The following is a 24,464-nucleotide window of genomic DNA, read 5'->3' as shown; positions in this document are numbered from 1 at the left end:
ATGATCTATGGATGAAAACCACAAGGTTACAAATAGAAGCAAGTTTAATCTTCCAAACTAAATCTGATAGGGCATCGAAAACGCACCGCTATTGGCTTACCACGTTGGAGAGCGGGAATGAAACAAGGTAAACTTTCAATTAGGAATTTAGCTTCTGCTTTGAGGTCTTTATCAGTGCCAATAACTTCAAGTACTTTTACGGTACCATTTTTCCTGATAGCAAACTCTACTACCACCTTCTCTTGTATTCCTTTCCTTAAAGCTCTTTTAGGATAGCGAAGATGAGTGATAATATGTTCGTTGAGATGTTGCTTGAAACAATGTTCTTGTTCGTTTTTATCTACATCCTTACAAGCTTCAAACATAGGTTTTTGCTCTATAATAGCAAAAGGAATGTCGTATATACCTTCATCTTCATCTTCTTGTGTATAGCTATTGGCAGTGATAGAATTAGAGCTTTTACAAGCTATTATCAGTACAGCCATTACAAATAAAAGTGCAATTTTTTTCATAAAGATAAATTTAAAGAAGCAAAAATAGGAATAATTGGCTAATTAGCCAATTATCAAATTAGTTAATTCTATTGCCGATGTGTTTCTTGTAGCTTATGTCTTTTATTATTGAATGACAAAATTAATAGGGTAAGCAAAAGTTGCTGTTATGGGCTTTCCTTTTACTTTTCCTACAGTAAAATGGGGTAATGCTTCAATAATGCGTTTGGCTTCGCGCTTCAAACTTTCATCTTTACCGCGTGTAGCGAGCACTGTTACAGAGCCATTAGTATTGATACAGAATTGTACAATAACCCTTCCTTGTGTCATTTCACAAGCTGTCCCTTGAGGTATAATCTTACGTATATACGTATTTACGTGTTTGTCTAACTGCTTTTTAAAGCACTCCAATTGTTGTACCTCTGGAATATCTTCACACTCCTTAAATCGCGGTTTTTCCTCTACCCAATGATAAGGAATCGTGTCATTTTCTTCTATTTCAGTAGGAGCACTATAATAAGTATTATCATTGTATTTAGGTAAAGTACACGTTTGTATATCTACCTTCAATATTGGTAGTGGAGTAGCCTTGTTCTTTTTCTTTTGTCCATAACTATTACCTATTCCCATCAGTAAAAGTACTAAAAATATAAAGATACTATTTCGCATAATATAAAAAATCGTTAGTGTTGAACTATAAACTTCACAGGGTAACTAAAAATTACCGCTACGGTTTTTCCGTTTTGTTTACCAGCAGTAAGACACGGTAAACTTTCGATAATGCGTTTGGCTTCATCTTCAAATACTTTAGGTAATCCAAAACTATTTACTCTCAACACTTTTGAAAAACCATCAGTACCTATACAAAAACTTACAAGTACTCTACCTTGCCCACAAAATTCTATAGGGTAGCGCAAGTGTGTTGCGATATGTTTGTCAAGCTGTTGTTTAAAACAAATAGTTTGTTCATTGTTAGTTAAGTTTTCACATTCTTTAAATATTGGCTTTTTTTCTACTATTCCATAAGGAATCGTATCAAGATTTGAAATATCTGAAGCTATTGGTTCTCCACAACGTACTTGTGAGTAACTTGTTAAAGTTACAAAGAACAATATCATAAAGGTAATAATTACTTTCATTAGTATCTTAACTTTTAAAATAATTCAAATCGTATAGGCCATAACATTTTTACTACTACAGGTTTCCCATTCTGTTTAGCAGGAATAAAAGGCGGAAGACTTTCAATAATAGATTGTGTGACAGCTTCCCAATCTTTATCTGTACTTTTCATTTGAAGTACTTTGGTAGTACCATCAGGATTGATACAGAAACTCACATTCACTCTTCCCTGAATAAAACCACAAGTGCCTTGAGAAGTAATACTTTTGATATATTCCCTTACAATTTTATCCATCTGTTCTTTAAAACATTGGATTTCTTGAGTTTTAGCTACCTCTTTACATTCTACGAATCTCGGTTTTTCCTCTACATTAGCATAGAAAAGGGTGTCAGTTTGCGAATAGGTATTGTAGTAAGTGATTGCAAACAATAGTATTAGTAATAACTTTTTCATTTTATTGTTCAATTTTAAAATTGACAATATGCGAAAAAGTTACAGCAACGGGCTTGCCTAAATGTTTGCCAGGGATAAAAGGTGGTAGAGTTTTGATAACACGTTCCGTTTCCTTTTCTAATAGTTTATCAATTCCTCGTACTTCTAAAACAGTAACACTGCCATCGGTATTGATACGGAATTTTAATTTCACCTTCCCACTGATACCCATCTCAAGTGCTGCCATAGGATACTTGTAGTATTTGAAAATGTGTTTGTCTAATTGCTCTTTAAAACAACCGAATTGCTTTTCTTTCAAACTATCCTTGCACTGTTCGAACATTGGTTTTTCTTGCACAAATGTATAAGGTAAAGTAAAAGGGTCTTCTTGACTATAAACAGTATAACCTAATAGTAAAAACAATAGTAATAGAAATCTTGTCATAATAATTGTTAATTTTTGTATGTTAGCTTAAAATTGATAGGATAACTAAAGGTTACAGGAACAGGTTTTCCGCCTTGTTTGCCAGGAATGAAAGTAGGTAGTTTTTCAATAATCTCTTTGGCAACAGTTTCTAAAAGTTTATCAGTTCCACGAACGCCAATAACGGTTACAGAACCATTAGTGTTAATTTGAAAGTTTATATTTATTCTGCCTTCGATCCCCTTGTCAATCGCTTCTTTAGGATAATAGAAATACCTAATCACGTGTTTGTTGAGCTGTTCTTTAAAACACTCTGCTTCTTTTTCTTTTGAAACATCTTCACAAGCCATAAATTTAGGTTTTTCTTCTACTACTTGAAAAGGAATGGCATATTCTTCTTTTTCTTGCACTCCTTTAGCATTAAAATCACAACTTACTATTTGTGCATAGCTATAACCTACAAAAAGAAATGTAAATAGTATAAGTATTTTTGTTTTCATTAGATTTAGAATTGTTTATAAAAATAGTCGTTAGTAATTGGGTGTTAAGGATAACAACACAATACTAACGACTAAGGTTTAAAAATTAGTGACTTAATTTGAAATTGATAGGGTAAGCAAAGGTTACAGCAGTAGGTTTGTTGCGTTGTTTGCCTGGAATTAGCTTTGGAATTGTACTGATGATACGTTTTGCTTCGTCCTCTAATATTCTATCGGTGCCACGCACACCTAAAATGGTGATAGTGCCATCGGTATTGATGCGGAAACTCACATTCACACGTCCTTCAATGCCCATATCAAGAGCCGCTTGTGGGTATCTGAAGTTGTTTTTCACGTGCTTGTCTAAGTGTTCTTTAAAACAACTCATTTGCTCACTTCTAGGCACGTTTTTACATTCTTGGAAAAGAGGTTTGTCTTCAATTACTGCAAAAGGGACTACTATTTCTGGATTTTCATCTTCTACCACTGGGATACTTTCAGGTAGCGCAGGGGGAGTAGGATCACTAGGGTCAGTATTCCCGATAAGCACTTCTTCCACAGGTTTGTCATTCTCTACTACCTCAATTTCCTGAGTGAGGACTGGTTGAGGAGGAACTTGCTGAGGCATTTCGGGAGTAGGAAGTTCAATTGCTACGGGGTCTTCCTCTATCACTACTTTGTCATTTGTAGCGTATTGATAGCTGAGGTTGCCTTTGTCTTGCATTTTTGCCTCAAATCCCCATAAGGTAAACCCAGAGATAGCGGCAAAACCAATAGCAAAGAACAACCCACTTTGTTTAGCCAAATCGGCTTTAGGATTCTTTTTAAGTTGCATAATGATTTTTCTTTAAAAGGTTATTAAATGTACTATCAACAAAGGTTTAAAAAGCTTTTTAACAGTTTGTTATAAGCTGTAAATCAACAAGTGTGCCAAAGTTTAAAAGGGTGAAAATTTACTCACTACAATAGATTAAAGTTGATAGGATAAGTTATCGCTACTTCTGTTGGTTTCCCATCTTTATCTTTGGCCGGAATAAGTTTAGGCATACTTTCGATAATACGTTTAGCCTCTTGTTCTAAAACTTTATCAACACCTCTTAGTCCTATAACTTCTGTGTTGCCATCTTTTTTGATGCGAAAAGATACATTTACTTTTCCTTCTATCCCAACCTCTTTAGCTTCAGTAGGATATTTTAGCGTGTTTTCTATATGTTTGTTGAGTACTTCTTGAAAACATTTGAAAGTTTCATCTTCAGGAACATCTTTACATTCCTGAAATCTCGGTTTTTGTTCTACTTTAGAGTAGGGTATATCAGTTTCTTCTTCTTTGTTTTGTGCGTAGCTAAAACCTATAAAAAGTAGTGTTAAGAGATAAGTATATATTTTTTCATTTTTTGGAAAATTTTAAAAGTTATCACCTAATGTGTAATTAATAGGGTAAGCAAACATTATGGGGGTAGGAGTTCCGTTTTCTTCAGCAGGAATTAATTGCGGAAGTTTTTCGATAAGACGCCTTGCGTTTTCCTCGAAGATTTTATCGGTTGCGCTAACATTTATGATTTCAACTTTCCCTTGGGCATTGATGCAAAACGAAACAATGGCTTTTCCTTGTAGTCCTTTTTCTTTAGCTTTTTTAGGGTAGATGAAATGTCTTTTTATAAATTTGTTTAATTGTGTTTTAAAGCACAACGCTGCCTCCTCTTCAGTTACATCTTTGCATTTGTCGAATTTAGGGTAATGGCTGATAAGGTTGCCGTTAGGATCTTTTAGTTGAGCATAGCTAATAATAGTGAAGAACGTAGCTAAAAGTGTAAAGATTAGATTTTTCATAATAAAATGAATGGTAATAGGGTTTGATAAAAGGTTGTATAATTAAAAAAGTCAGTAGTAAGGAGTCCTCACTACTGACTTTATATTTTGTTAATTTAATTAGTTAGAAAGAGTAAAGTTGATAGGGTAAGCGAACGTTACAGGGGTAGGTTTACCGCGTTGTTTACCAGGAATCAATTTAGGGATAGACTTGATAATGCGTTTAGCTTCTTCTTCAAGTAATTTGTCTGTACCACGAACACCAAGGATAGATACAGTACCATCAGTATTGATACGGAAACTCACATTCACACGTCCTTGGATACCCATTTCAAGAGCAGCAGGTGGATATTTGAAAGTGTTTTTCACGTGTTTGTCCAAGTTTTCTTTGAAGCATTGCATTTGTTTGTCTTTAGGAACATTTTTGCAAACTTCAAACATTGGTTTATCTTCAATCACAGCAAAAGGTACATCAATAGCTACTTCTTCTTCTTGAGGAGTTTCAATTTTTTGTACAGCTACTACTTCTTCTTTTTTACTGGTTTCAGTACTAGCGATAATTTCGTCCTTGATATCAGTTTTGTTGTCTACCACTTTCACTTCTTCTACAACAGCAGGAGCTGGTGGAGGTGGTGGTGGCGGTGGAGTATCAGGGTTCTCCATTACGAATTGTTCTTGTTCTTCGTCGAGATTTTTGTCGGCATCGGATAAGGTAACTTTATCTGGACCTTTGTCTTCGCGAGTGTATTCAAAAGCGAAAAGAGAGAGTCCAGAAACAAGAGCAAATCCTATTGCGAAGAACAATCCACTGCTTTTAGCCAAATCGGCTTTTGGATTTTTTTTAGGTTGCATAATGATTTTCTTTTTAAAAGGTTACTAAATATACTTGAAAGAAATTATTTAAATAATTCTTTATATTTTGCTATAAATAATAGAGCAACAATTGTGCCAAATGCGTTGAAAAGCATATCTATAGGGTCTGCACTACGGGTGGTGGTGAGCGCACCTTGCAAAAACTCCATTGTAGCCCCTAATACAAGGGCAGTAATAAACGCCCATAGGTATACTTTTTTTATAGATTGTACCCATTGAGTTTCTTTGCCAAAAGAAAGTACAAACAAGCTGGTATAACCAAAATAAAACCCAAAATGCGCAATCTTATCAGCATAAGGAATACGTGGAGGTTGGGGTATTTCGTTAGAGGAGATGAGACTTAAGCTGATAACTGCTATTGTCCAAATCACCCATAATAGCGTGTATTTATGAGTTTTAAGCATTGATAAGTTTTTGATAATCACTTGCTGAGAGCAGGCTATCCCATTCTTCTGGTGTTGTGATTTTTATTTGTATCATCCAGCCCTCACCATAAGGGTTGGCATTTACCATTTCAGGTTTTTTAACTAAGGCTTCGTGAAAGCTGAGTACTTCACCACTCATCGGCATAAAGAGGTCTGAGGTAGTTTTGATAGCTTCAACAGTGCCAAAGATAGTGTCTTTAGCTAAGGTATCACCTATAGTTTCTACTTCAACATACACAATATCACTGAGTTGCTGTTGAGCAAAATCGGTGATGCCCACTGTAGCAATATCGCCTTCAAGGCGTGCCCAAATATGGTCGGGGGTGTATTTTAGTTCAGGAGGAAACTCCATAAAAGTAATATTTTTTTAAAAACGAGCCAAAGGTAATATGTTTTTTTTAAACTGCCAAATTTTTCTTAAAAAAGTTTCTAAAAGGAAAGAAAGAGGCTAGTAAAAATGTCCTAAAAAAGAAAAAATATGCAGCACCTTAAACTAAAATTGTTATTCGTACTTATCAATTGTTCATTGTCAATTATTTTACTATCTTTGTCCCCAAAAAAATAACGTTATGAAAAACAAAGCTCTTACATCATTCATTTTTTTAATGTTTGTTGGTGGACTTTCTGCTCAAAATAAAGATTTAGTGGGAAGTTATAAAGGTAGAGGAGGAGGAATTTTTCTCTTTCCTAACAAAATGTTTGCGCTATATGGGTATATGACTATGATTCCAGGTACTTATGAAGTGCTTCCCGATGGAATGGTACTCTTTAAACCTAAGAAGAGTCCTCTCTTTTTAGTTTATGGCAATCACAACAAAAACTTAAAACCTGATGAGGTACGTATTCGATTTGCTAACTTTGAAGATGGAAAAAATTATCTTCAGTATGAGAACGGCAAAACGTTCTCGGTGTTCAATGAGAATCCTAATTGTTTACCAAGTCGTTACGTACATACATTCAGTAAAAAAGAGATAGGCAATAGCCTAACACTTATTGCTGATTTTTCAAATGAGTTGCCTTTGCTAACGCAAGGACTTAAAAATACAGCTCGTTTTACTTTGAATGACAATAATGATTTTCTCATTTGGTATGGCGAGCGTTCTCATTATCAACTTGATGGAGCAGGAGCTTTGGTAGAAAAAGAAGGGCATACTTGTTTGATTTTTATCAATATGAGAACACTTGAACAGAATCAAGAAGCTGTAAAAAGTATTAAAAAGCAAATAAAAAAAATACCTATAGAGGAACTTAGTGAATTCGCCTTTGCTAAAGAAGACGAGGATGAAGTTGATAAAGAGCTGGAAGAAATGCTTCGATTTGATGTATTAAACGATCCTCAAGCAATGTATATGGAGCTTAAAGATGAGACAGTTTCGTCTAATATTGAAGACTCTTTTTTGCAGTATGACGCCTCTAAAAATGTTTATAAAGATCCTTATAACAATATTGAGTATCACAAGTTTAAAATATTAGAACTGCAACAAAGTACTACAGATCTTAAAAAGCTGAAAATAGAGCCTCAAACTATTTTTCACTACCAGTGTGAGCAACCTTCAGAACGCCGAATTTATGGCGAAGCAAATTAAATTTGTTCATTGTTGATTGTCAATTGTTAATTAATTCATATCTTTGCCCTCTGAAAATAAACCAAATTAATAGTTAAGTCTATGGAATATTTAGATTTTGAACAGCCAATCAAAGAGTTAGAAGAACAAATGCAAAAGTGTCAAACCATTGGGAATGAAAGTGATGTGGATATGACCGACGCTTGCAAAAAAATAGAAAAAAAACTCAACCAAGTAAAAAAAGAGATTTACGGTAACCTCACAGCTTGGCAACGAGTACAAATCTCTCGCCATCTTGAGCGTCCTTATACCTTGGATTATATTAAGGCGCTTGCTGGTGATACATTCTTAGAATTACACGGCGATCGCAATGTGAAAGACGATAAAGCGATGATAGGAGGCTTTGGCAAAATAGATAATCAAAGTTTTTTGTTTATTGGTCAGCAAAAAGGCTCAAACACAAAAATGCGCCAATATCGCAATTTTGGTATGGCTAATCCTGAAGGCTACCGCAAAGCCCTCCGTTTGATGAAACAAGCCGAAAAATTTAATATTCCTGTAGTGTGCTTTGTGGATACCCCAGGCGCTTTCCCAGGTATTGAAGCCGAAGAACGCGGACAAGGGGAAGCTATTGCGCGTAACCTCTTGGAAATGTCGCGACTCAAAGTGCCTACTATCGTGTTTATCATAGGTGAAGGTGCCTCAGGAGGTGCCTTAGGTATCGGTATTGGCGATAAGGTATATATGCTTGAAAATACTTGGTATTCAGTAATATCACCAGAATCTTGCTCTTCTATTTTATGGCGTAGTTGGGAGTATAAAAAAGAGGCTGCCGAAGCCCTCAAACTCACCGCTCCCGATATGAAAAAACTCAAACTCATCGACGAAATCATCAAAGAACCTCTTGGAGGAGCTCATCACGATCGCGAAGCTATATTCAAGACCGTGCGTAAGGTGATTCTCGACGCCTATAAAGAACTCAAAAAACTTCCTGCCGACCGCTTAGTTGAAAAGCGTATGAATAAATATCTCAATATGGGAGTGTATAAGGAGTAGTAAAAAAGCTAAAAATATGACTACAGCAGTTTTACAAAATGATTTGTATTCATCATTTGGTGTGATTAATTCATTTCCTATAAGTGAATATCAACACACTAACTATAATGATTATGCCTTATCAGTATTAGAAAGAACAGATAAAAAATTAGATAGTTATATTTCTAATTTTTGGAAAATACCTTTTATTCAAAAAGAAGTGGACTACAATGCTCTTGTTGATAGTTTACCCTTATTTGATACTCTTAGAGATATGACCTTGCAAACAGACATTTCAGATGTAATACGTCAGTCAGCGCTTCATATACTAAATAAGGCTTTAGAATACAGGACAATGCTCATTGATTATTTTCAAGAGAGAGAAATATTTTTGAGCAATGCTAAACGTATGGCTGCACCAGTGATAGAAAAGTATTTAGAAAATGAAGTGTAGACAGGGTGATATTATTAAAAGGGTAGGAAGTATCAAACGAACTTATTTATTAGAAATCCAACAGAAAATCATACAATCTATTTTTTAAGAATGATGAAACACTTATTTCTTTTGTGTATTAGTCTATTGCTGTCTATATCTGTATATGGGCAAAAAGAGGTGTATGAAGCTCGGCTTGAGCAATACAAAAGTAAAAAAGAGAAAATCACTTCTCATTCTAAAGAAGTTTCTGATAGATTTGTTTATTATGAACTTGTTAAAAAAATAGACTATAGTCAGTTTATGAGTTCTTATGAACTTTTGCCCATTAATACAAAAGGAATTAAGGTGATTCAAGTAAAATGCAATGGAAAAAATAGTCGAACTATCTATCTTAATGAAAAGGGGCAACTTATTAAAACAAGGTCTTTTTTTGAAGATGGTGAGGAGTCATCAATAAATGAATATGTTTATGAAAATGGATTATTGTGCAAAAAGATAGAAAAATCAAATAAGGGTGCTATAGATGAAACCTTGTATGCTTATAATGATAATGAGATTTTTGCAAAAGCTACATCCAAAGATAATCCGCCTTTTGGGAATTATTACAATTGTAATTACGCACAACTCAAAGATGATTTTTTAGATATATATGTTGTGATACTTTCAGCTTATAATCACTCGGTGATTGAAAGAGCAACTGTTATCAAGCAAGGAAATCTTATTGTTAATAAAGAATTAGATCTTACTATTCATCTTTCAAGGACTAAGAACTATTTACCGATCACTTATAAATACAAAAGTAAGGAAGGTAAAATAATAGCAAAACAGCCTACTCTTTGGGAAAATATTTTTGAAGGAGAAAAAACAGAGTATCATTGGGATAACAACCGGCGTATTAGCAAAATTGTAGTTACTGAAGGAAAAGAGAAAACAGTTTATACGTATGAGTATGAAATGTATTAAACTTATGAAACACTTACTTTTTTTATGTCTTACCGTCTTAATGTTAGTGCCTGCTCACGCCCAAAACGACGATGAAAACAATAATTTTATAGCAGCAGGACAACCTATTTTTATTATTGTAATAGGAGAATATTGTGGTATTCCTAACAATCTTGGCACACGTGAAGAAGCTGAGTTAGCAAAGAATTTCAAATCTTTAAACCCCAAAATACGTTACGCTTGGATCAGTACACAGCCTTTAACTTTTGATAATTACAAACACTCTACTATTCATTTTGATAATGAAGAGGGTAAAGGCTGTGTGCGAGTGGTTTATTGGGATGGTAAAAAAAGTTCTACTCCCTTACTGTACAATGATTTAGTAGGGGCTACTGAATATTTTTCACCTAAACTACTCAAAAAGAAAGTTGAATCAAGCTATTATACCGAATTTCAAAAACGTTTAAAGCACTTTCAACAGAAAAAAGAACATCTTACATCGCGCTCCAAAGAAGTATCAGATAGATATGTGAAAGATGTGTTGATCAATCAAGCCTTGATGCTCTCTCCTGTTTTTTCTTTAAATTTGAAAAATGTCAAGCGCATTACATTAAAAGAAAACAAACAAGTGCAAATGCGACTCTGTCTCAATGAACAAGGATTACTATCTCGTATAGAGCGACAAGATGGCGAAGTATATATGGAATGTAAATATGAAGACGGATTATTGCGAGAACTCGTAGAATATCAGTCAGATGCAGAACCTCTCACTACTACTCAATATCTGTATAACGACAATGAAATTTTTAAGAAAGTTGTAAAAGAGGAAACACCTCCGTATGACGGTAAGCATTTCTATTATAGTTGTGATTATTACCAATTGCAAGATGATTTTTTAAATTGCTATAGAACAAATTTTTCCACCGATACTTGGTCAATTTATGAAAACATAATCAAACGTGAAGGTAATAAAATTATTGATGAAGATGACCTAAATAAAACGGTATACACACTTTCTAATACTAAAAATCACCTACCTATCACTATAACTTTTGGTAAAGAAGATGGTGAAAGAGGTCAAGGAAAGTTTATCCAAAAAAATCCCCTTCTTTGGGTTTTTGAAAGTTATAACCAAACAAATAAATTCCATTGGGATAAACAAGGACGTGTAATAAAAATAGAATCTAAACGTAAGGATATGGAAGATTCAGAAGATGTTACCTACTATTTCCAATATGAAATGTATTAACTAACCACTAACTATTAATCATTAAACATTAATCATTAAAAAAGATGTTATCAGAACAAGAAATCATTCGTAGAGAAAAACTCTCTAAATTGAAAGAATTAGGGATTAATCCATATCCCGCTCCATTATATCCTGTCGATACTACCTCTAAGGATGTAGCCGACCGTTATGAAGAAGGCAAGCAAGTAGTGGTTGCTGGTAGGTTGATGTCCTTGCGCGTACAAGGAAAAGCCTCGTTTGCTACTTTGCAAGACAGCGAGGGCACAATGCAGTTGTATTTCAATCGCGATGAGATGTGCCCTGGGGAAGACAAAACGCTCTACAATGAGGTGTTTAAAAAACTCCTCGATTTAGGCGACTTTATAGGGGTAGAAGGTTATTTATTCATCACCAAGATGGGTGAAAAAACAGTAGCCGTTAAGAATTTTACCCTCTTATCTAAAGTATTGCGCCCTCTGCCAATGCCAAAAGTAGATGCCGATGGCAAAGTGCACGATGCCTTTACCGACCCTGAACAACGCTACCGTATGCGCTATGTAGATTTGGTAGTAAATCCACACGTGAAAGAGGTGTTTATCAAACGTACAAAGCTGTTCAATGCGATGCGCCAGTTTTTTAATGAGGCAGGTTATTTGGAAGTAGAAACACCTATATTGCAAGCTATACCAGGGGGAGCTAGCGCGCGTCCGTTTATCACTCACCACAATGCGTTGGACATTCCGCTCTATATGCGTATTGCCAATGAACTCTATCTAAAACGTCTTATTGTGGGTGGTTTTGATGGAGTGTATGAGTTTTCTAAAAACTTCCGTAACGAGGGAATGGATAGAACTCATAACCCAGAATTTACTGCGATGGAAATCTATGTGGCTTATAAAGATTACCACTGGATGATGAACTTCACCGAGCGTTTGATCGAACATTGCGCTATGGCAGTAAATGGCACTACTAAGGCTACTTTTGGAGCTCATACAGTAGATTTCAAAGCACCATATCCACGTGTTACAATGACCGAGGCTATCAAGCAATTTACAGGTTTTGATATCACAGGGAAAACAGAAGAAGAACTAAGAGCCTTTGCACATTCTATTGGTATTGCAGTAGATGAAACAATGGGCAAAGGCAAGCTCATAGATGAGATATTTGGCGAGAAATGTGAAGGCAACTTTATTCAGCCTACATTCATCACCGATTACCCGAAAGAGATGTCCCCTCTTACCAAAGAACACCGTGACAATCCTGCACTTACTGAGCGTTTTGAACTAATGGTATGTGGTAAAGAGATTGCTAATGCCTACTCTGAGCTCAACGACCCTATCGACCAGCGCGAGCGCTTTGAAGAGCAATTGCGACTCTCAGAAAAAGGTGATGATGAGGCTATGTTCATCGACCAAGATTTCTTACGCGCTCTTGAATATGGTATGCCTCCTACCTCAGGTTTAGGTATAGGTATGGATAGATTGATTATGTTCCTAACCAATAATGAGAGCATACAAGAAGTACTTTTCTTCCCACAAATGCGTCCTGAAAAGAAAGGGGTAGAGTTGTCAGAAGATGAAAAAGTAGTGTTTGAATTGCTAAAAACATCAGAAAAACTTCTTTTAGATGCTCTTAAAACACAAACAGCTTTCTCTAACAAGAAATGGGATAAAGCTATCAAAGGACTTACTAGCAAGAAAGTTGCTAAAGTAGTAAAAGAAGGAGAAGAACTGTTCGTAGAATTAGCAAATTAGTCAATTTGTCAATTAGCAAATTATAGATGCCAAAGGTTGTGTTATAATCTTTGGCATTTTCTTTTAAAAAATATAGTAATGAATATCACCGAGAAATTAGCCTATAAAGAAAGACTCATCACGCGAGCTAAAATGATTTTAGCACAAGGAAGATACCCTGCTGAACTCCTTGAACAGATTAAAGACGAACGTTTGCTCAAAGAGGTAATGAAAGAAATGATGCCCTCAGCAGGAACAGCTTATGAGCTTTTAAACGATGAAGAGAAACAACAACGTGATCGTTTGTTGGCTCTAAATATAAAGTTTAGAGATTATTTATACGGTTTTATGTTGTGCAAAAATATAGGTTATTTACTTTTGATAACAGCCTTATTGGTAGGTATTAGTGCTGTGATGCAATTCAACAACAATGGTATTTTTGGTGTGTTGAGCTTGCTAAACGGCGCTTTGCTGTTGTATTTGGCAACAAAGAAAAAGGAGTTGTTACATTATCACTGGCAGTTATTTTGTGCATTTCTTCTGTTTTATATTATAGAACTAATAGTATGGCAATTCCCCTCTCCTTTTTTGTATTTTATTGATAACGATGTGCTTTCTTCAAGATATCAAGCAAAAATAAAGTTGGCAAATTTAGCAACTCCATTGGTTTATGAAGGGGTAAGGTTAGCAGCGCTTTTAGGAATTTATAAAGGGTTGAAAAGAATCAACGAATTTTTCAATTGTCAATCGAAAAATCATCTACTACTTTTGTAGAATCCAAAGAAAGCAATATAACCATAGCACGCTACTAAGGTGAGAAATGCTAAGCTAAACCCTATGCGATCAGTGAAGAAACCAAATAGGATAGGCACTAATCCGCCGCCTACAATCATAGTACATAATAGTCCAGAAGCCTGAGCTTTCAATTCGTCAATCCCTTCAGAAGCTAAAGCAAAAATAGTAGGAAACATAATAGAATTGAAGAATCCTAGCAATAATAGGCTCAGCATCGAGAAAAGCCCTCCTGTATTGATGGCTATCAAAATGAGTACAACGTTACATAAGCCAACAATCATCAGCATTTTAGCTGGAGACAAGTGTCTACTAAGTTGTGCTCCTATAAATCTTCCTACCATAGCACCTCCCCAATAGAAACACAAAAATATGGCAACCATAGCCTTAGGATCGGCATTGATAAGGTCTGGTTTGTTAAAAATGATTCCCAAAGCTTTCCACATAGGTCCTCCTATAGGGCATTGTGATATTTCAGACATATTTATTTCTACCAAATAGTTGATAGCAAAACTTCCTATAGCTACTTCAGCTCCTACATATAGAAAAATAGCAATAGCTCCTAAAAGTAAAGGCGTTCTTTTTAACAATGAAAAATAACTTTTTCTATCAACCACCTCTTCTTCTGTGGTGTGACAAGGTAGTTGTGCAATGCCAAATACAACAGCTAAAGCAATCACTATAAGTGAAATATATAAAAAAGGAGTTTGTATAGTTAGTGCTTCCGATTGTAGATACATATTTCGTTCTAAAGGATCTAACGATCGTATTTCACCAGACGTTTTTACTTCGTCTTTCAACAAGTAAACTGCCCCGATGATAGGTGCGAATGTAGTTCCTAAAGCGTTAAATGCTTGAGAGAAAGTGAGTCGGCTGTGAGTAGAATTTTCTTTGCCTAAAGCTGCAATATAAGGATTAGCGGCTACTTGTAAGAGGGTGATGCCACTTCCTAATACGAAAATAGCAATCATAAACGCCCAAAAAGAACGCATTTCGGCAGCGGGATAAAACAATAAACACCCTAAAGCTACAATAATGAGCCCTAAGGTAATACTGCGCTGGTATCCTATTTTGCTAAGCGTAACTCCCGCTGGAATTGAAAAGAGCAAATAAGGTAAAAAGAAAAAAAAGAGTATAAATCCTGCTTGAGCGTAATTGAGTTCAAAAATGTCTTTTAGATGAGGAACTAACAATTGTACTAATACAGTAATTCCACCAAATAAGAAAAATAAAATAGCAATAAACACAGACGCTCTAAAACATTTTTTGGTTTTATTCATTATTGGTCAATTTTTAGCCTGCAAATCTACACTTTATATTTAAAGAAACGTTAAAATTTAACAATATATTTTTGTTATAAATATAACTAATGATTGTAAGTTGTTTATTGTCAGAGATTTTAAGAATTTTTATTCTTCTGTTTAAGATTCCTAATTTACTTGTATATTTGTCGTTTGATAACTTGTTGATTACTTTGTTTATAAAAAAAGCGATAAAAATGTTTGTATTTCATAAAAAAGCACTAATTTTGCCCCTGAAATAAGAAGTGAAACAGCTTTTTGTTTTTTTAGTCACTTTGTGTATGAGCAATCTACTAACCGTCGGCTGAGAAACTAATTAACTAAATATAAATGAAAAGCTGGTTTTTAAATGTCGCAATTTTATTGCTCGCAACAATTACGTATGCCCAAAGTGGAACAGTAACGGGTGAAGTGATTGATGGTGAGTATAATGCACCTCTGATGGGGGCTAATGTATTGGTTAAGGGTACTACCCACGGTGTCTCCACCGATATGCAGGGTAAGTTTTCCTTAAATGTAAATGCCCCTACAGGCACCTTGGAGTTTTCATACCTCGGGTATGTAACCAAGACCGTTCCTTACAAATTAGTAAACGGTAAAGCACACATAAAGGTTACTCTTTCTACCGACCAACAGGCGTTGGGCGAAGTGGTGGTAACCGCTAAAAGTACACTGTTAGACATTGCTAAAGAACGTAAAACACCAGTAGCTGTCTCTACTATTCAAGCTACTGAAATTATCGAAAAATTGGGTACACGTGAACTTCCTGAAGTACTCAATCGTACGCCATCAGTATACGCCACTAAAGGTGGTGGAGGCTTCGGCGACTCTAAAATCAATATTCGAGGTTTTGATACCAAAAACATTGCTGTAATGGTAAATGGTATGCCTGTAAACGATATGGAAGGTGGTACTGTTTACTGGAGTAACTGGTCAGGTCTTGCCGATGTTACTTCAGCAATGCAAGTACAGCGTGGGCTTGGAGCTTCTAAGTTAGCAATAGCTTCAGTAGGAGGTACTATTAATGTGGTAACACGTGCTGCCGATATGTCCGAAGGAGGAACTGCTTACTTTAGCTATGGTAGTAACCAAGAGTATAAAGGATTAGTTGCTTACAATACAGGTAAGAGCCTTACAGGTTGGTCGGCTTCTGTGTTATTCAGTAAAAATGCCGGACGTAAATACGTAGATGGTACCAAGTTTGATGGCTATAGCTATTATTTTGCTTTAGGCTATGAACCTTCCGATAAACACAGTTTCCAGCTGATGTTTACAGGAGCTCCACAATGGCATCACCAACGCTCTAACAGTCCTTTGTTGTCTGATTATTTACGCTATGGCGATGGTGATGAACCTAATCGCAAATACAATTCAGATTGGGGATACTTAGATGGTGAAGAATATACTATTAAGAAAAATCTATATCACAAACCCGTAGCAATGCTCAACTGGGATTGGAAAATAAGTGAAAGTACTTCACTTAGTACCGTAGTATACGCTTCTTTAGGACGTGGTATGGGCACCAACTCTTTAGGAGAAGCTCACTCTTTCTCTTCAAAAACAGTGAGCGGTACTACATCTTACTCCCTTCAAAAACATTATTTAAATACACTTCGTACTGAAGAAGGTTTGATTGACTTTGACAAAGCAGTACAATATAACAAAGGTCAGGCAGTAAGTGGATTGGAGACTATGCAACACCCTGGTGAAGCAGGTAGAAGTGTAAGAGTAACCGACCCTAGCGGAAAATCAGCAGGCTCTGTAAACCAAGGTTTCATACGCAATGGTTCCGTGAACTCTCACGACTGGTATGGCTTCCTTACTAACTTGCAACACCAAATTAATGATAATTTTACAGCAAATATTGGGTTAGATGGTAGATACTATTATGGCTATCACCACCAAGTTGTTACTGATATGTTAGGAAATAACTCTTATGCCGACAATAAGAATAAGAATCTAAATAATCCTAATGTGGTAACCACCGTTGTTCCCGCTAATGTTTCTTGGAATCCGTTCCAAAAAACAGAGCCTTTAGAAAACCAAATAGGCTATAGCAATGATGGAGAAGTGAAATGGTTTGGTCTTTTTTCTCAATTTGAATACTCTGATGATCATTTCTCTGCTTTCATACAAGGAGCTACTTCGATACAGTCCTACCAGCGTATAGATAATTTTTTAAAACCAGGTACATTAGCTATTACAGGTAAACCTGAAACTGCTATGAGTACTAAAACAGGTTTCAAAGATATCGTAGGTTATAATATCAAAGGTGGTATAAATTACAATATCAACGAACATCACAATGTGTTTGCAAATGTAGGATATTACTCTAAACAACCATTGTTTGATGCTGTATATCCTAATTACCGAAACTTCTTAAACCCTTCTCTTACTAATGAAAAAATTTTTGGAGTAGAACTCGGTTACGGGTTTAAATCAAGTTTTTTGAATGTCAATTTGAACCTATATCACACTTCTTGGAAGGATCGTTATTTACGCAAATCTAATAACCTTAAAAATAATACAATTCGCGCTTATGCAAATATTTTAGGTATTGAAGAAATTCACCGAGGTATAGAACTTGAAGCGAATGCTAAAATCAATGATTATGTAAGGGTAAATGCTTCTCTTTCATTAGGTGATTGGTACTATAAAGGAGATGCTTCTGGTAATCTTACTAATGAAAGCAACGAAACTATCGATGATCAAGGAAATGTAGTACCAGCAGGTAGTGCTAGCCAAGTAAAACTTTTCTTAGACAAAGTGAAAGTAGGTTCTACCGCGCAAACAACTGCTTCTTTGGGTCTAACTATACTACCACCTATAAAAGGACTTAAATTCGATGTTGATTGGCGTTACGTAGATGATCTATATGCGAATTTAAATATTTCTAATTTCAATAAAAAAGTTGAAGCTGAAAAAGGTGCTCTCAAATTACCAAGTTATAATCTCTTTGATTTAGGAGCTTCTTATAAATGGCAACTTACCGATAAGCAACGTCTTACTTTCTCAGTACAAGCTTATAATGTACTTGATACTTACTATATTTCAGAGTCTTATACAAGTATCCACACTACTAATGGCAGTAAAACTTATCAAGATATTGATGTAAGAAACCAAGTATACTTCGGTGACGGTCGTACCTTTAGCTTCGGCGTACGATACAACTTCTAATAAGTTGAAAAATAAAAGATAAGATTTCAAAAGGCTGTCCTACTCGGGCAGCCTCTTTTCAATTGATAAATAGTAAATTAGCAAATTGATAAATTTTTCGTACCTTTGCACCATTCTAAATTATTAATTGTTAATTGAAAAATATGTTGCTATTCGCAAAAAAATATAAATCTATCTATGAAGTCTTTGAGACTTATATGCACTCATCTAACTACGAAGATATCGATTTCGTGTTTGATGTAGTGAACTACTTTCGCCGCAAAAGTAAAGATAAAAAATCTCCTCTCAATATCGATGAGCTCATCTCCGAAATAAAACACGAACCCGATCGCATCGCTTTCTTCCGAGAAAAACTCCACAATGTATTTGCTAACAAACAAAAAACACTTCTATTCACTGATGCTGGCTTACTCAATAGTGTTTCTTTTTTCAAAGAATTACGCCGCCGCATCAGCCGTCAGCTCCTGCCCGACCAGCCTTCTCAAGAGAATATCCAATATGTACTAAACCAAATTTTTTATCGACCTTCCGATGCTAAATGGGTGTTGCAAATCCCGTTAGACAATTGGAAGGAACTTTTTGATATCCTCTCTGTCAATACTTTTTATGAAGATACAGAGCGCAAAGCTACCTCTAAACAAATCCTTTTAGCGATAATGATTCTCTCACAACGTATGGGAGGACTCGCTCTACAAACCGATGTACACCGTATGGTGCCTGAGTATGCTCATTTAAACAGCCCCTTTATCGCGCTCGACGACGAACTAAATCAACTCGCACGTACTCTCGCTAAAGAAAATAAATCTTATCTCTATATACAAGAACACGAATTAGACTATAAACAACTCAATATCTTAGCTGCCCAGTGTGAAGATTTTGTGAACAAAGCCGATGCTAACGCCGAAAAATATGGGGTAACCTTTAGTGTGAACCAAACACTTTTGCTCATCCGTCAGCAGATTAAACGCATCAAACGTCTTTATAACTACTTGTTTATAAAAAAAGAAGTCGACAAGCGCGAAAAAGCAATTGCTTTCTACTTAGATATGGTAAAAACCAACTCTAAGAAAAACAATATTCGCAAACTGATAGACGATAGTGTTTACAACATTACCTACGAGATTACAAATCATACCGGTAAAACAGGGGAACACTACATCACTTCTACAGGTAAGGAGTATTTCAAAATGCTCAAAACGGCTTTATGGGGAGGAGTAATTGTGAGTTTTATGTGTTTGGTAAAACTCTATATGTCTATGGTACCTGACCAAAGTGCGTTTTTCCGCGCTTTAAACTATAGTTTTAACTACGCTATTGGTTTTGTGCTTATTTACCTCACAGGTTCTACTTTGGCTACCAAACAACCTGCAATGACCGCTTCTACCATTGCCAAAACCTTAGAGAACCTAAACGACAACAACGATAAACAAAAACGCCGTCAATATACTGAGTTCTCAGCACTCTTCACGCGTTTATTTCGTTCGCAGTTCATCGCTTTTGTAGGTAATGTGTTTGGAGCTTTCCCCATCTCGATGCTCTTAGTGATCGGAATGAGCTATTTAGAGGGCTATAATATTGCGACTAAAAAGAGTTTACATCTGTTAGAAGACCTTAATATATGGCATACACCCGTGTTCTTGCACGCTTGTATCGCTGGGGTCTTTCTCTTTCTATCGGGTATTATTGCGGGGAATGTAGCCAGCGTGAACAACTTCAACAACTTCTATTACCGCCTATCCGAACACCCTTTCCTCAAAGGATTTTTTGGTAAAGAACGTATGCAACGCATTGCCAATTGGATGCAAAAAAAATGGCCAAGTATTGTTTCAAATATTTGGTTTGGAGTGTTTATGGGAAGTGCTTGGGCAGTAGGTGAATTCTTCGGTTTACCTATCGATATACGCCACATCACCTTTGCCAGTGGTAATTTAGCTTACGGCTTGTACGGTATGAATTTTATCATCAGCTTAGAAAATATCTTTTGGTGTGTTTTAGGGATAGGCATTATCGGTTTGGGCAACTTTATTGTGAGTTTTGGTCTGTCACTATGGATAGCTTTACGCTCTCGTGAAGTTCCCGCTTCCGAACTTAAATACTTAGCACGTTGCGTGTGGAAAGCCTTCAAAGAACGCCCCAGAGCTTTTTTCTTCCCCGTAAGAAATAAAAAATCTTAACCTCCTAACACCTGATACCTGACCCCTAACCCCTACTCCGGCATTGCCTTCCACTGCTGGATATGGTAATTGTATAAAAATACAAATAGAAAAGCCCCAGCTAAAAGTTGGTAATAAAGTGATTGAGAAAAATGGTCGATATCTACTTTTAGCAAAGCAATGGTGAAAATAGCAGCAGGGAAGAGTAATAGGCTGAAACAAATGAGAATACCACTGTAGAGTTTGGGAAGCAAAGGTGCACCTATAACCGAGGCTATCGCTACAGCAAAGTAAGCGAATAGATATATCCATAAAACTAACTGAAAATCAATATCACCTACAATAGCAATTATAATGCATAACATTGCTAAAATAAGTGCTAAAACACTGGTGAAAACGATGGTGAGCAGGAAAGTTCGCAATTTGGTAATATACACACAGAAGATAATAAGTGCAATCCCTAAGGCAAAAAGTGAAAAAGGAGCTTTGGTGATAAACAAATGAATATCAATTAAATCACTATTCTCGATGCCTACAAAAGAAGAAGTACATAACACTCCTAAAGCGTATGATGCCGGCAAACCAATCACACTGAGAGTTACGAGAAAAAAGAGTACAAAAGTTCCAAACAACTTTAGCGGACTGTTAGGATAAAACCAATTAAAGGCATTGAACCTGTACAAATCCATCAGCCATTTCACAAAAAAGACAATAAGCCCAATGCGATAGATTTCAAACGGAAGTGCCCAAAAGTCTTCAGCAAATCCCATTCCTCCTCTGTTAGAAGCAATAAGTCCTAACAAAAAGAATAACAAATGCGCGCCAAGAGCTATTATTAGCATTGGCACTACTCGTGTACTCCAAATTAATGGATAATGTTCTAAAAGATACTTTTTCAATTGATAATCAACAATTAATAATTAGTAAAATCTGCCTCCTAAAACCTGACACCTAGCACCTATTCAGGCACTGCTCTCCATTGGTGCAGTATAGGAGCGTATAACAATATGAAAAGGAAATTAGACAAGAGTACCCCATAATTCAAAAGAGGCATATTGTCAAAAGTCTCTTCTTTGAAAATTAATAAGATAGCTCCGTAAAGGGCAGGGGTAAAGAACAGCAGTGAAAAGTTGATGAGAATCCCCGAAAACAGTTTGGGCATCGTTGCTAAATTAGTAACAACTACCAATATAGCAATGAAAGGAATTGCTACATACATCCAAACAACAAGTAAGAAAAACAAATTGGCATCAGAAAAAATACTGAATAAAAATGCCGACACCATCCCTAAAGCGAGTGATAATACCCCCGAAAATACAATTGTAAGCAATAAGCTTCTAACCTCAGTAATCCGTACACAAAGCACTAATAGTGAGATGAAAAGTGATGCGATGAGTAGCCCTTGCACAATAGTTCCTTCCTCAGCGCCATAAAACGGTCTATCAATCACAAGTAAGTGCGTTTTTTCACCTGCCATAAATGAAAGAGAGAAAGTGAGTACCGCAAATATAATTATAAAGTATTGTGTATATAAACCGAGTAACTTCAGCTGATTACTGGGGTAAAAATGTTTAAAAGCATTGTTTTTAGAGAGTTGCATTAGCCAAAAAACTAATAGCAAGATACTCACAATAAGGTGCAATAAAAAAGGAAGAGGGAAAAATTCTTCTCCTATGGTATAAACTCTTTCATATATACTGCCTTTATCAACGATATAGCCCAACAGAAAGAAAAAAACGTGTCCGCAAGCAGCTAGACCTAACATTGGCAACAACTTAGTGTTCCAAATCAACGGATAATTTTCTAATAAATATTTTTTCAATTTACAATTAATAATTAACAATTCATAATTTACACCCCTGACACCTGACACCTAACCTCTACTCCGGCATTGCCTTCCATCGTTTGATAACACTTGTGTAAAGTCCTATAAACACAAGTGAAAGCAGTATTCCAATTCCCCAAAGGATAAGTATTTTTATATCATTCTTAATATCATCTAAATAATATTCTATAAACTCCCACAAATTGTACCTATCTTCTATAATTACAAAAGTAATAACTATAGCAGGAAAAAAGCCAAATAGAGTGGCATTCATTGCGATGCCTCGGTATAGTTTCTTTTTAGATGTAATTGATAGGAAAACCACCGATAGATAGCTAATCCATAGCAGGGATAAAGCAGCAAATGTTTTGAATTTTATACTTGTGTCTACATATACAATAAGTGTTACTACTAAGGCAAGCAGCAAACACAACAATCCGCTAAATACAATAGAGAGTAACACTGTACGCAATGAGGTAATACGTACCGCAAAGAGTAATAATGTGAGTAAAAAAGCGATAATAATTATAAAGTTAATTTGCGCATCAAATTTTTCTATAAACACTCGCTCTTTTATAAGTGATGCATTATGAGCTATGTAATACTCTTCTCGCTGAGCTTCAGAAAATTGTTTCATTTCAGAATCGCTAATATACTCAGGATATTGTTGTAGCACACTGTGAAGGTAACTATCAGTATACCGCCAATATACTTTAGCTTTCTCACCTGTCATAAATGAAAAACCAGTACTGATAATCCCCAAAATAACAGCGAAATACACTACAAAACGCCAAAACAATTGCCAACGACTCACAGGGTAGAAACGATCAAAAGCATTGTTTCTAAACAAATAGATAAACCAACCTACCAATAACAAAACAATTATAATAAAGTTTAACAACATTGGTAAGCCATTAAACGAGTCCCCCCACGGGTAATACCCCTTACATAACTTTCCGTCGGTGAGCATTATAAATCCCAAAGCGAAAAAGACTAAATGAGATAAGAATATCAGTGGTAATAACAGTATCACCTGCGTATTCCAAATTGCTGGATAACGTTCTAATAAATATTTTTTCAATTGATAATGAGTGTTTTATAATTAATAACCTATACCTCCTAAAACCTAACACCTGACCCCTGACACTCTACTCCGGCATTGCCTTCCATCGTTTGATAATATTCGTATAAAGCCCTACAAACACAAATGAAAGCAGTATCCCTACTATTGAAATTATAAGTTCTCTTATATCGTACCAATAACTGTAATTCTTTTCTAAAAAATACCACCAATTATATCTCTCACAGATAGCTATTAGAGTAACAATTGTCATAGGCAAAAAACCAAATAGTGAAGTATTCATTGCAATACCTCGGTATTGTTTTTTGTTAGAGAAAATAGATAAAGCAATCACTGAAAGGTAAGTCAACCATAAGATTGTCAGCACTACATATACATCTCGTATTGCAAACATATTGCTCTCCAAAACCAATATGAGCACTAAGCCAAGCAGCAAGCACAACAAGCCACTGAAAACAATAGAGAGCAACACTGTACGCAATGAGGTGATACGTACTGTAAAAATCAATATAGTTAAAACAAAAGCAATAATGATTACAAGAAAAATTTCATCATCAAAATTTTCTATAAACACTTGTTTTTTTATTTGTGATGCATTATGAACTATGTGATATTCCTTTAGTTGATCATCAGATAATTGTTCCCTTTCAGAATCGCGAATATCCTCAGGGTATTGTCGTAATACACTATGAATGTAGCTATCGGTATACCGCCAGTATACTTTAGCTTTCTCACCTGCCATAAATGAAAAACTAGAACTTGTAATTCCGCCAATAACAGCAAAGTATACTACAAAACGCCAAAACAATTGCCAACGACTCACAGGGTAGAAACGCTCAAAAGCATTGTTTCTAAACAAATAAATAAGCCAACCTACTAATAGCAAAACAATTATAATAAAGTTTAACAACATAGGCAAGCCATTAAACAAGTTTCCCCACGGGTAATAGGAAATTCCTAACGTGCTATCAGTGAGCATTATAAATCCCAATCCAAAAAAGACTAAATGGGATAAGAGTATCAGTGGTAATAACAATACCACGTGTGTATTCCAAATTGCTGGATAACGTTCTAATAAATATTTTTTCAATTGATAATGAGTGTTTTATAATTAATAAGCTATACCCCCTAAAACCTAACACT

At 35.6% G+C, this 24,464-nt stretch carries 26 protein-coding genes; 9 read left to right on the top strand and 17 right to left on the bottom strand.

The genetic code is table 11. The annotated features are described in order from the left end of the window. Positions 1–44: 44 nt before the first annotated feature. From I7X29_RS10155 to gcvH, 12 genes are all read right to left on the bottom strand, one after another. Entirely contained in the window at positions 45–512 is a 468-nt protein-coding gene (locus I7X29_RS10155) for an energy transducer TonB (RefSeq protein ID WP_198474439.1), read from the bottom strand. 105 nt (positions 513–617) lie between these two features. Beyond that, the gene (locus tag I7X29_RS10150) at positions 618–1,160 is read right to left on the bottom strand and encodes an energy transducer TonB (RefSeq protein WP_198474437.1); all 543 of its coding nucleotides are present in this window, start codon (positions 1,158–1,160) and stop codon (positions 618–620) included. Positions 1,161–1,174: 14 nt separating this feature from the next. After that, positions 1,175–1,630: an energy transducer TonB gene (locus I7X29_RS10145; RefSeq protein ID WP_198474435.1), complete on the bottom strand. Its 456-nt coding sequence runs from the start codon at positions 1,628–1,630 to the stop codon at positions 1,175–1,177. 14 nt (positions 1,631–1,644) lie between these two features. Continuing rightward, positions 1,645–2,064 carry an energy transducer TonB gene (locus tag I7X29_RS10140; RefSeq protein ID WP_009413545.1) on the bottom strand — a complete coding sequence of 140 codons (420 nt, stop codon included), beginning with the start codon at positions 2,062–2,064 and terminating at the stop codon, positions 1,645–1,647. 1 nt (position 2,065) lies between these two features. Continuing rightward, on the bottom strand, positions 2,066–2,488 hold the full coding sequence (locus tag I7X29_RS10135) for an energy transducer TonB (RefSeq protein WP_009413544.1): 423 nt from the start codon (positions 2,486–2,488) through the stop codon (positions 2,066–2,068). Positions 2,489–2,496: 8 nt separating this feature from the next. After that, entirely contained in the window at positions 2,497–2,967 is a 471-nt protein-coding gene (locus tag I7X29_RS10130; protein ID WP_198474433.1) for a TonB family protein, read from the bottom strand. 85 nt (positions 2,968–3,052) lie between these two features. Next, positions 3,053–3,781 (bottom strand): energy transducer TonB, encoded by a 729-nt coding sequence (locus I7X29_RS10125; RefSeq protein WP_198474431.1) that lies wholly within the window; start codon positions 3,779–3,781, stop codon positions 3,053–3,055. A gap of 125 nt (positions 3,782–3,906) precedes the next feature. Next, on the bottom strand, positions 3,907–4,110 hold the full coding sequence (locus I7X29_RS15445; RefSeq protein WP_394368707.1) for an energy transducer TonB: 204 nt from the start codon (positions 4,108–4,110) through the stop codon (positions 3,907–3,909). 240 nt (positions 4,111–4,350) lie between these two features. Continuing rightward, on the bottom strand, positions 4,351–4,776 hold the full coding sequence (locus tag I7X29_RS10115) for an energy transducer TonB (protein ID WP_198474429.1): 426 nt from the start codon (positions 4,774–4,776) through the stop codon (positions 4,351–4,353). 99 nt (positions 4,777–4,875) lie between these two features. Then, positions 4,876–5,607, bottom strand: coding sequence for an energy transducer TonB (locus tag I7X29_RS10110; RefSeq protein WP_198467125.1), 732 nt, complete (start codon positions 5,605–5,607; stop codon positions 4,876–4,878). Between the two features lie 44 nt (positions 5,608–5,651). Further along, entirely contained in the window at positions 5,652–6,032 is a 381-nt protein-coding gene (locus tag I7X29_RS10105) for a VanZ family protein (RefSeq protein WP_198474427.1), read from the bottom strand. After that, entirely contained in the window at positions 6,025–6,405 is a 381-nt protein-coding gene (gcvH, locus tag I7X29_RS10100) for a glycine cleavage system protein GcvH (RefSeq protein ID WP_198474425.1), read from the bottom strand. Before gcvH ends, I7X29_RS10105 begins: the two co-directional genes overlap by 8 nt. Positions 6,406–6,622: 217 nt before the next feature. On the opposite strand from gcvH, the gene I7X29_RS10095 reads away from it, so the two are divergent. From I7X29_RS10095 to I7X29_RS10065, 7 genes are all read left to right on the top strand, one after another. Beyond that, on the top strand, positions 6,623–7,639 hold the full coding sequence (locus I7X29_RS10095) for a hypothetical protein (protein ID WP_198474423.1): 1,017 nt from the start codon (positions 6,623–6,625) through the stop codon (positions 7,637–7,639). 81 nt (positions 7,640–7,720) lie between these two features. Beyond that, a complete protein-coding gene (locus I7X29_RS10090; protein ID WP_198474421.1) occupies positions 7,721–8,674 on the top strand; it encodes an acetyl-CoA carboxylase carboxyltransferase subunit alpha in 954 nt (317 codons plus the stop codon). 16 nt (positions 8,675–8,690) lie between these two features. Next, positions 8,691–9,107, top strand: coding sequence for a hypothetical protein (locus I7X29_RS10085; RefSeq protein WP_198474419.1), 417 nt, complete (start codon positions 8,691–8,693; stop codon positions 9,105–9,107). A gap of 90 nt (positions 9,108–9,197) precedes the next feature. Further along, positions 9,198–10,052 carry a hypothetical protein gene (locus I7X29_RS10080; protein ID WP_198474417.1) on the top strand — a complete coding sequence of 285 codons (855 nt, stop codon included), beginning with the start codon at positions 9,198–9,200 and terminating at the stop codon, positions 10,050–10,052. A 4-nt stretch (positions 10,053–10,056) separates the two neighbouring features. Further along, the gene (locus I7X29_RS10075; protein ID WP_198474415.1) at positions 10,057–11,280 is read left to right on the top strand and encodes a hypothetical protein; all 1,224 of its coding nucleotides are present in this window, start codon (positions 10,057–10,059) and stop codon (positions 11,278–11,280) included. Positions 11,281–11,324: 44 nt separating this feature from the next. Beyond that, on the top strand, positions 11,325–13,013 hold the full coding sequence (gene lysS, locus I7X29_RS10070) for a lysine--tRNA ligase (RefSeq protein ID WP_198474413.1): 1,689 nt from the start codon (positions 11,325–11,327) through the stop codon (positions 13,011–13,013). A 78-nt stretch (positions 13,014–13,091) separates the two neighbouring features. Beyond that, a complete protein-coding gene (locus tag I7X29_RS10065) occupies positions 13,092–13,766 on the top strand; it encodes a hypothetical protein (RefSeq protein WP_198474411.1) in 675 nt (224 codons plus the stop codon). Here the strand turns inward: I7X29_RS10065 and I7X29_RS10060 are convergent. Further along, on the bottom strand, positions 13,748–15,064 hold the full coding sequence (locus tag I7X29_RS10060) for a sugar MFS transporter (RefSeq protein ID WP_198467117.1): 1,317 nt from the start codon (positions 15,062–15,064) through the stop codon (positions 13,748–13,750). The two genes, I7X29_RS10065 and I7X29_RS10060, sit on opposite strands and share 19 nt — an antisense overlap. 351 nt (positions 15,065–15,415) lie before the next feature. Between I7X29_RS10060 and I7X29_RS10055 the strand changes: the two genes are divergently transcribed. Beyond that, positions 15,416–18,262, top strand: coding sequence for a TonB-dependent receptor (locus I7X29_RS10055; RefSeq protein ID WP_198474409.1), 2,847 nt, complete (start codon positions 15,416–15,418; stop codon positions 18,260–18,262). Positions 18,263–18,405: 143 nt separating this feature from the next. Continuing rightward, complete coding sequence (locus tag I7X29_RS10050) at positions 18,406–20,436, top strand: recombinase (protein WP_198474407.1); 2,031 nt, start codon at positions 18,406–18,408, stop codon at positions 20,434–20,436. Positions 20,437–20,468: 32 nt separating this feature from the next. Here I7X29_RS10050 and I7X29_RS10045 read toward each other — a convergent pair whose 3' ends face one another. From I7X29_RS10045 to I7X29_RS10030, 4 genes are all read right to left on the bottom strand, one after another. Beyond that, positions 20,469–21,314 carry a hypothetical protein gene (locus I7X29_RS10045; RefSeq protein WP_225883721.1) on the bottom strand — a complete coding sequence of 282 codons (846 nt, stop codon included), beginning with the start codon at positions 21,312–21,314 and terminating at the stop codon, positions 20,469–20,471. Between the two features lie 59 nt (positions 21,315–21,373). Next, positions 21,374–22,180, bottom strand: coding sequence for a hypothetical protein (locus tag I7X29_RS10040; protein WP_225879512.1), 807 nt, complete (start codon positions 22,178–22,180; stop codon positions 21,374–21,376). Between the two features lie 115 nt (positions 22,181–22,295). After that, the gene (locus I7X29_RS10035) at positions 22,296–23,321 is read right to left on the bottom strand and encodes a hypothetical protein (RefSeq protein ID WP_198467113.1); all 1,026 of its coding nucleotides are present in this window, start codon (positions 23,319–23,321) and stop codon (positions 22,296–22,298) included. 67 nt (positions 23,322–23,388) lie between these two features. Continuing rightward, a complete protein-coding gene (locus I7X29_RS10030; RefSeq protein WP_198467112.1) occupies positions 23,389–24,411 on the bottom strand; it encodes a hypothetical protein in 1,023 nt (340 codons plus the stop codon). Positions 24,412–24,464: the final 53 nt, after the last annotated feature.

Source organism: Capnocytophaga periodontitidis (assembly GCF_016126015.1).
GTDB lineage: Bacteria > Bacteroidota > Bacteroidia > Flavobacteriales > Flavobacteriaceae > Capnocytophaga > Capnocytophaga periodontitidis.
This window is presented reverse-complemented; position numbering and strand designations above follow the sequence as displayed.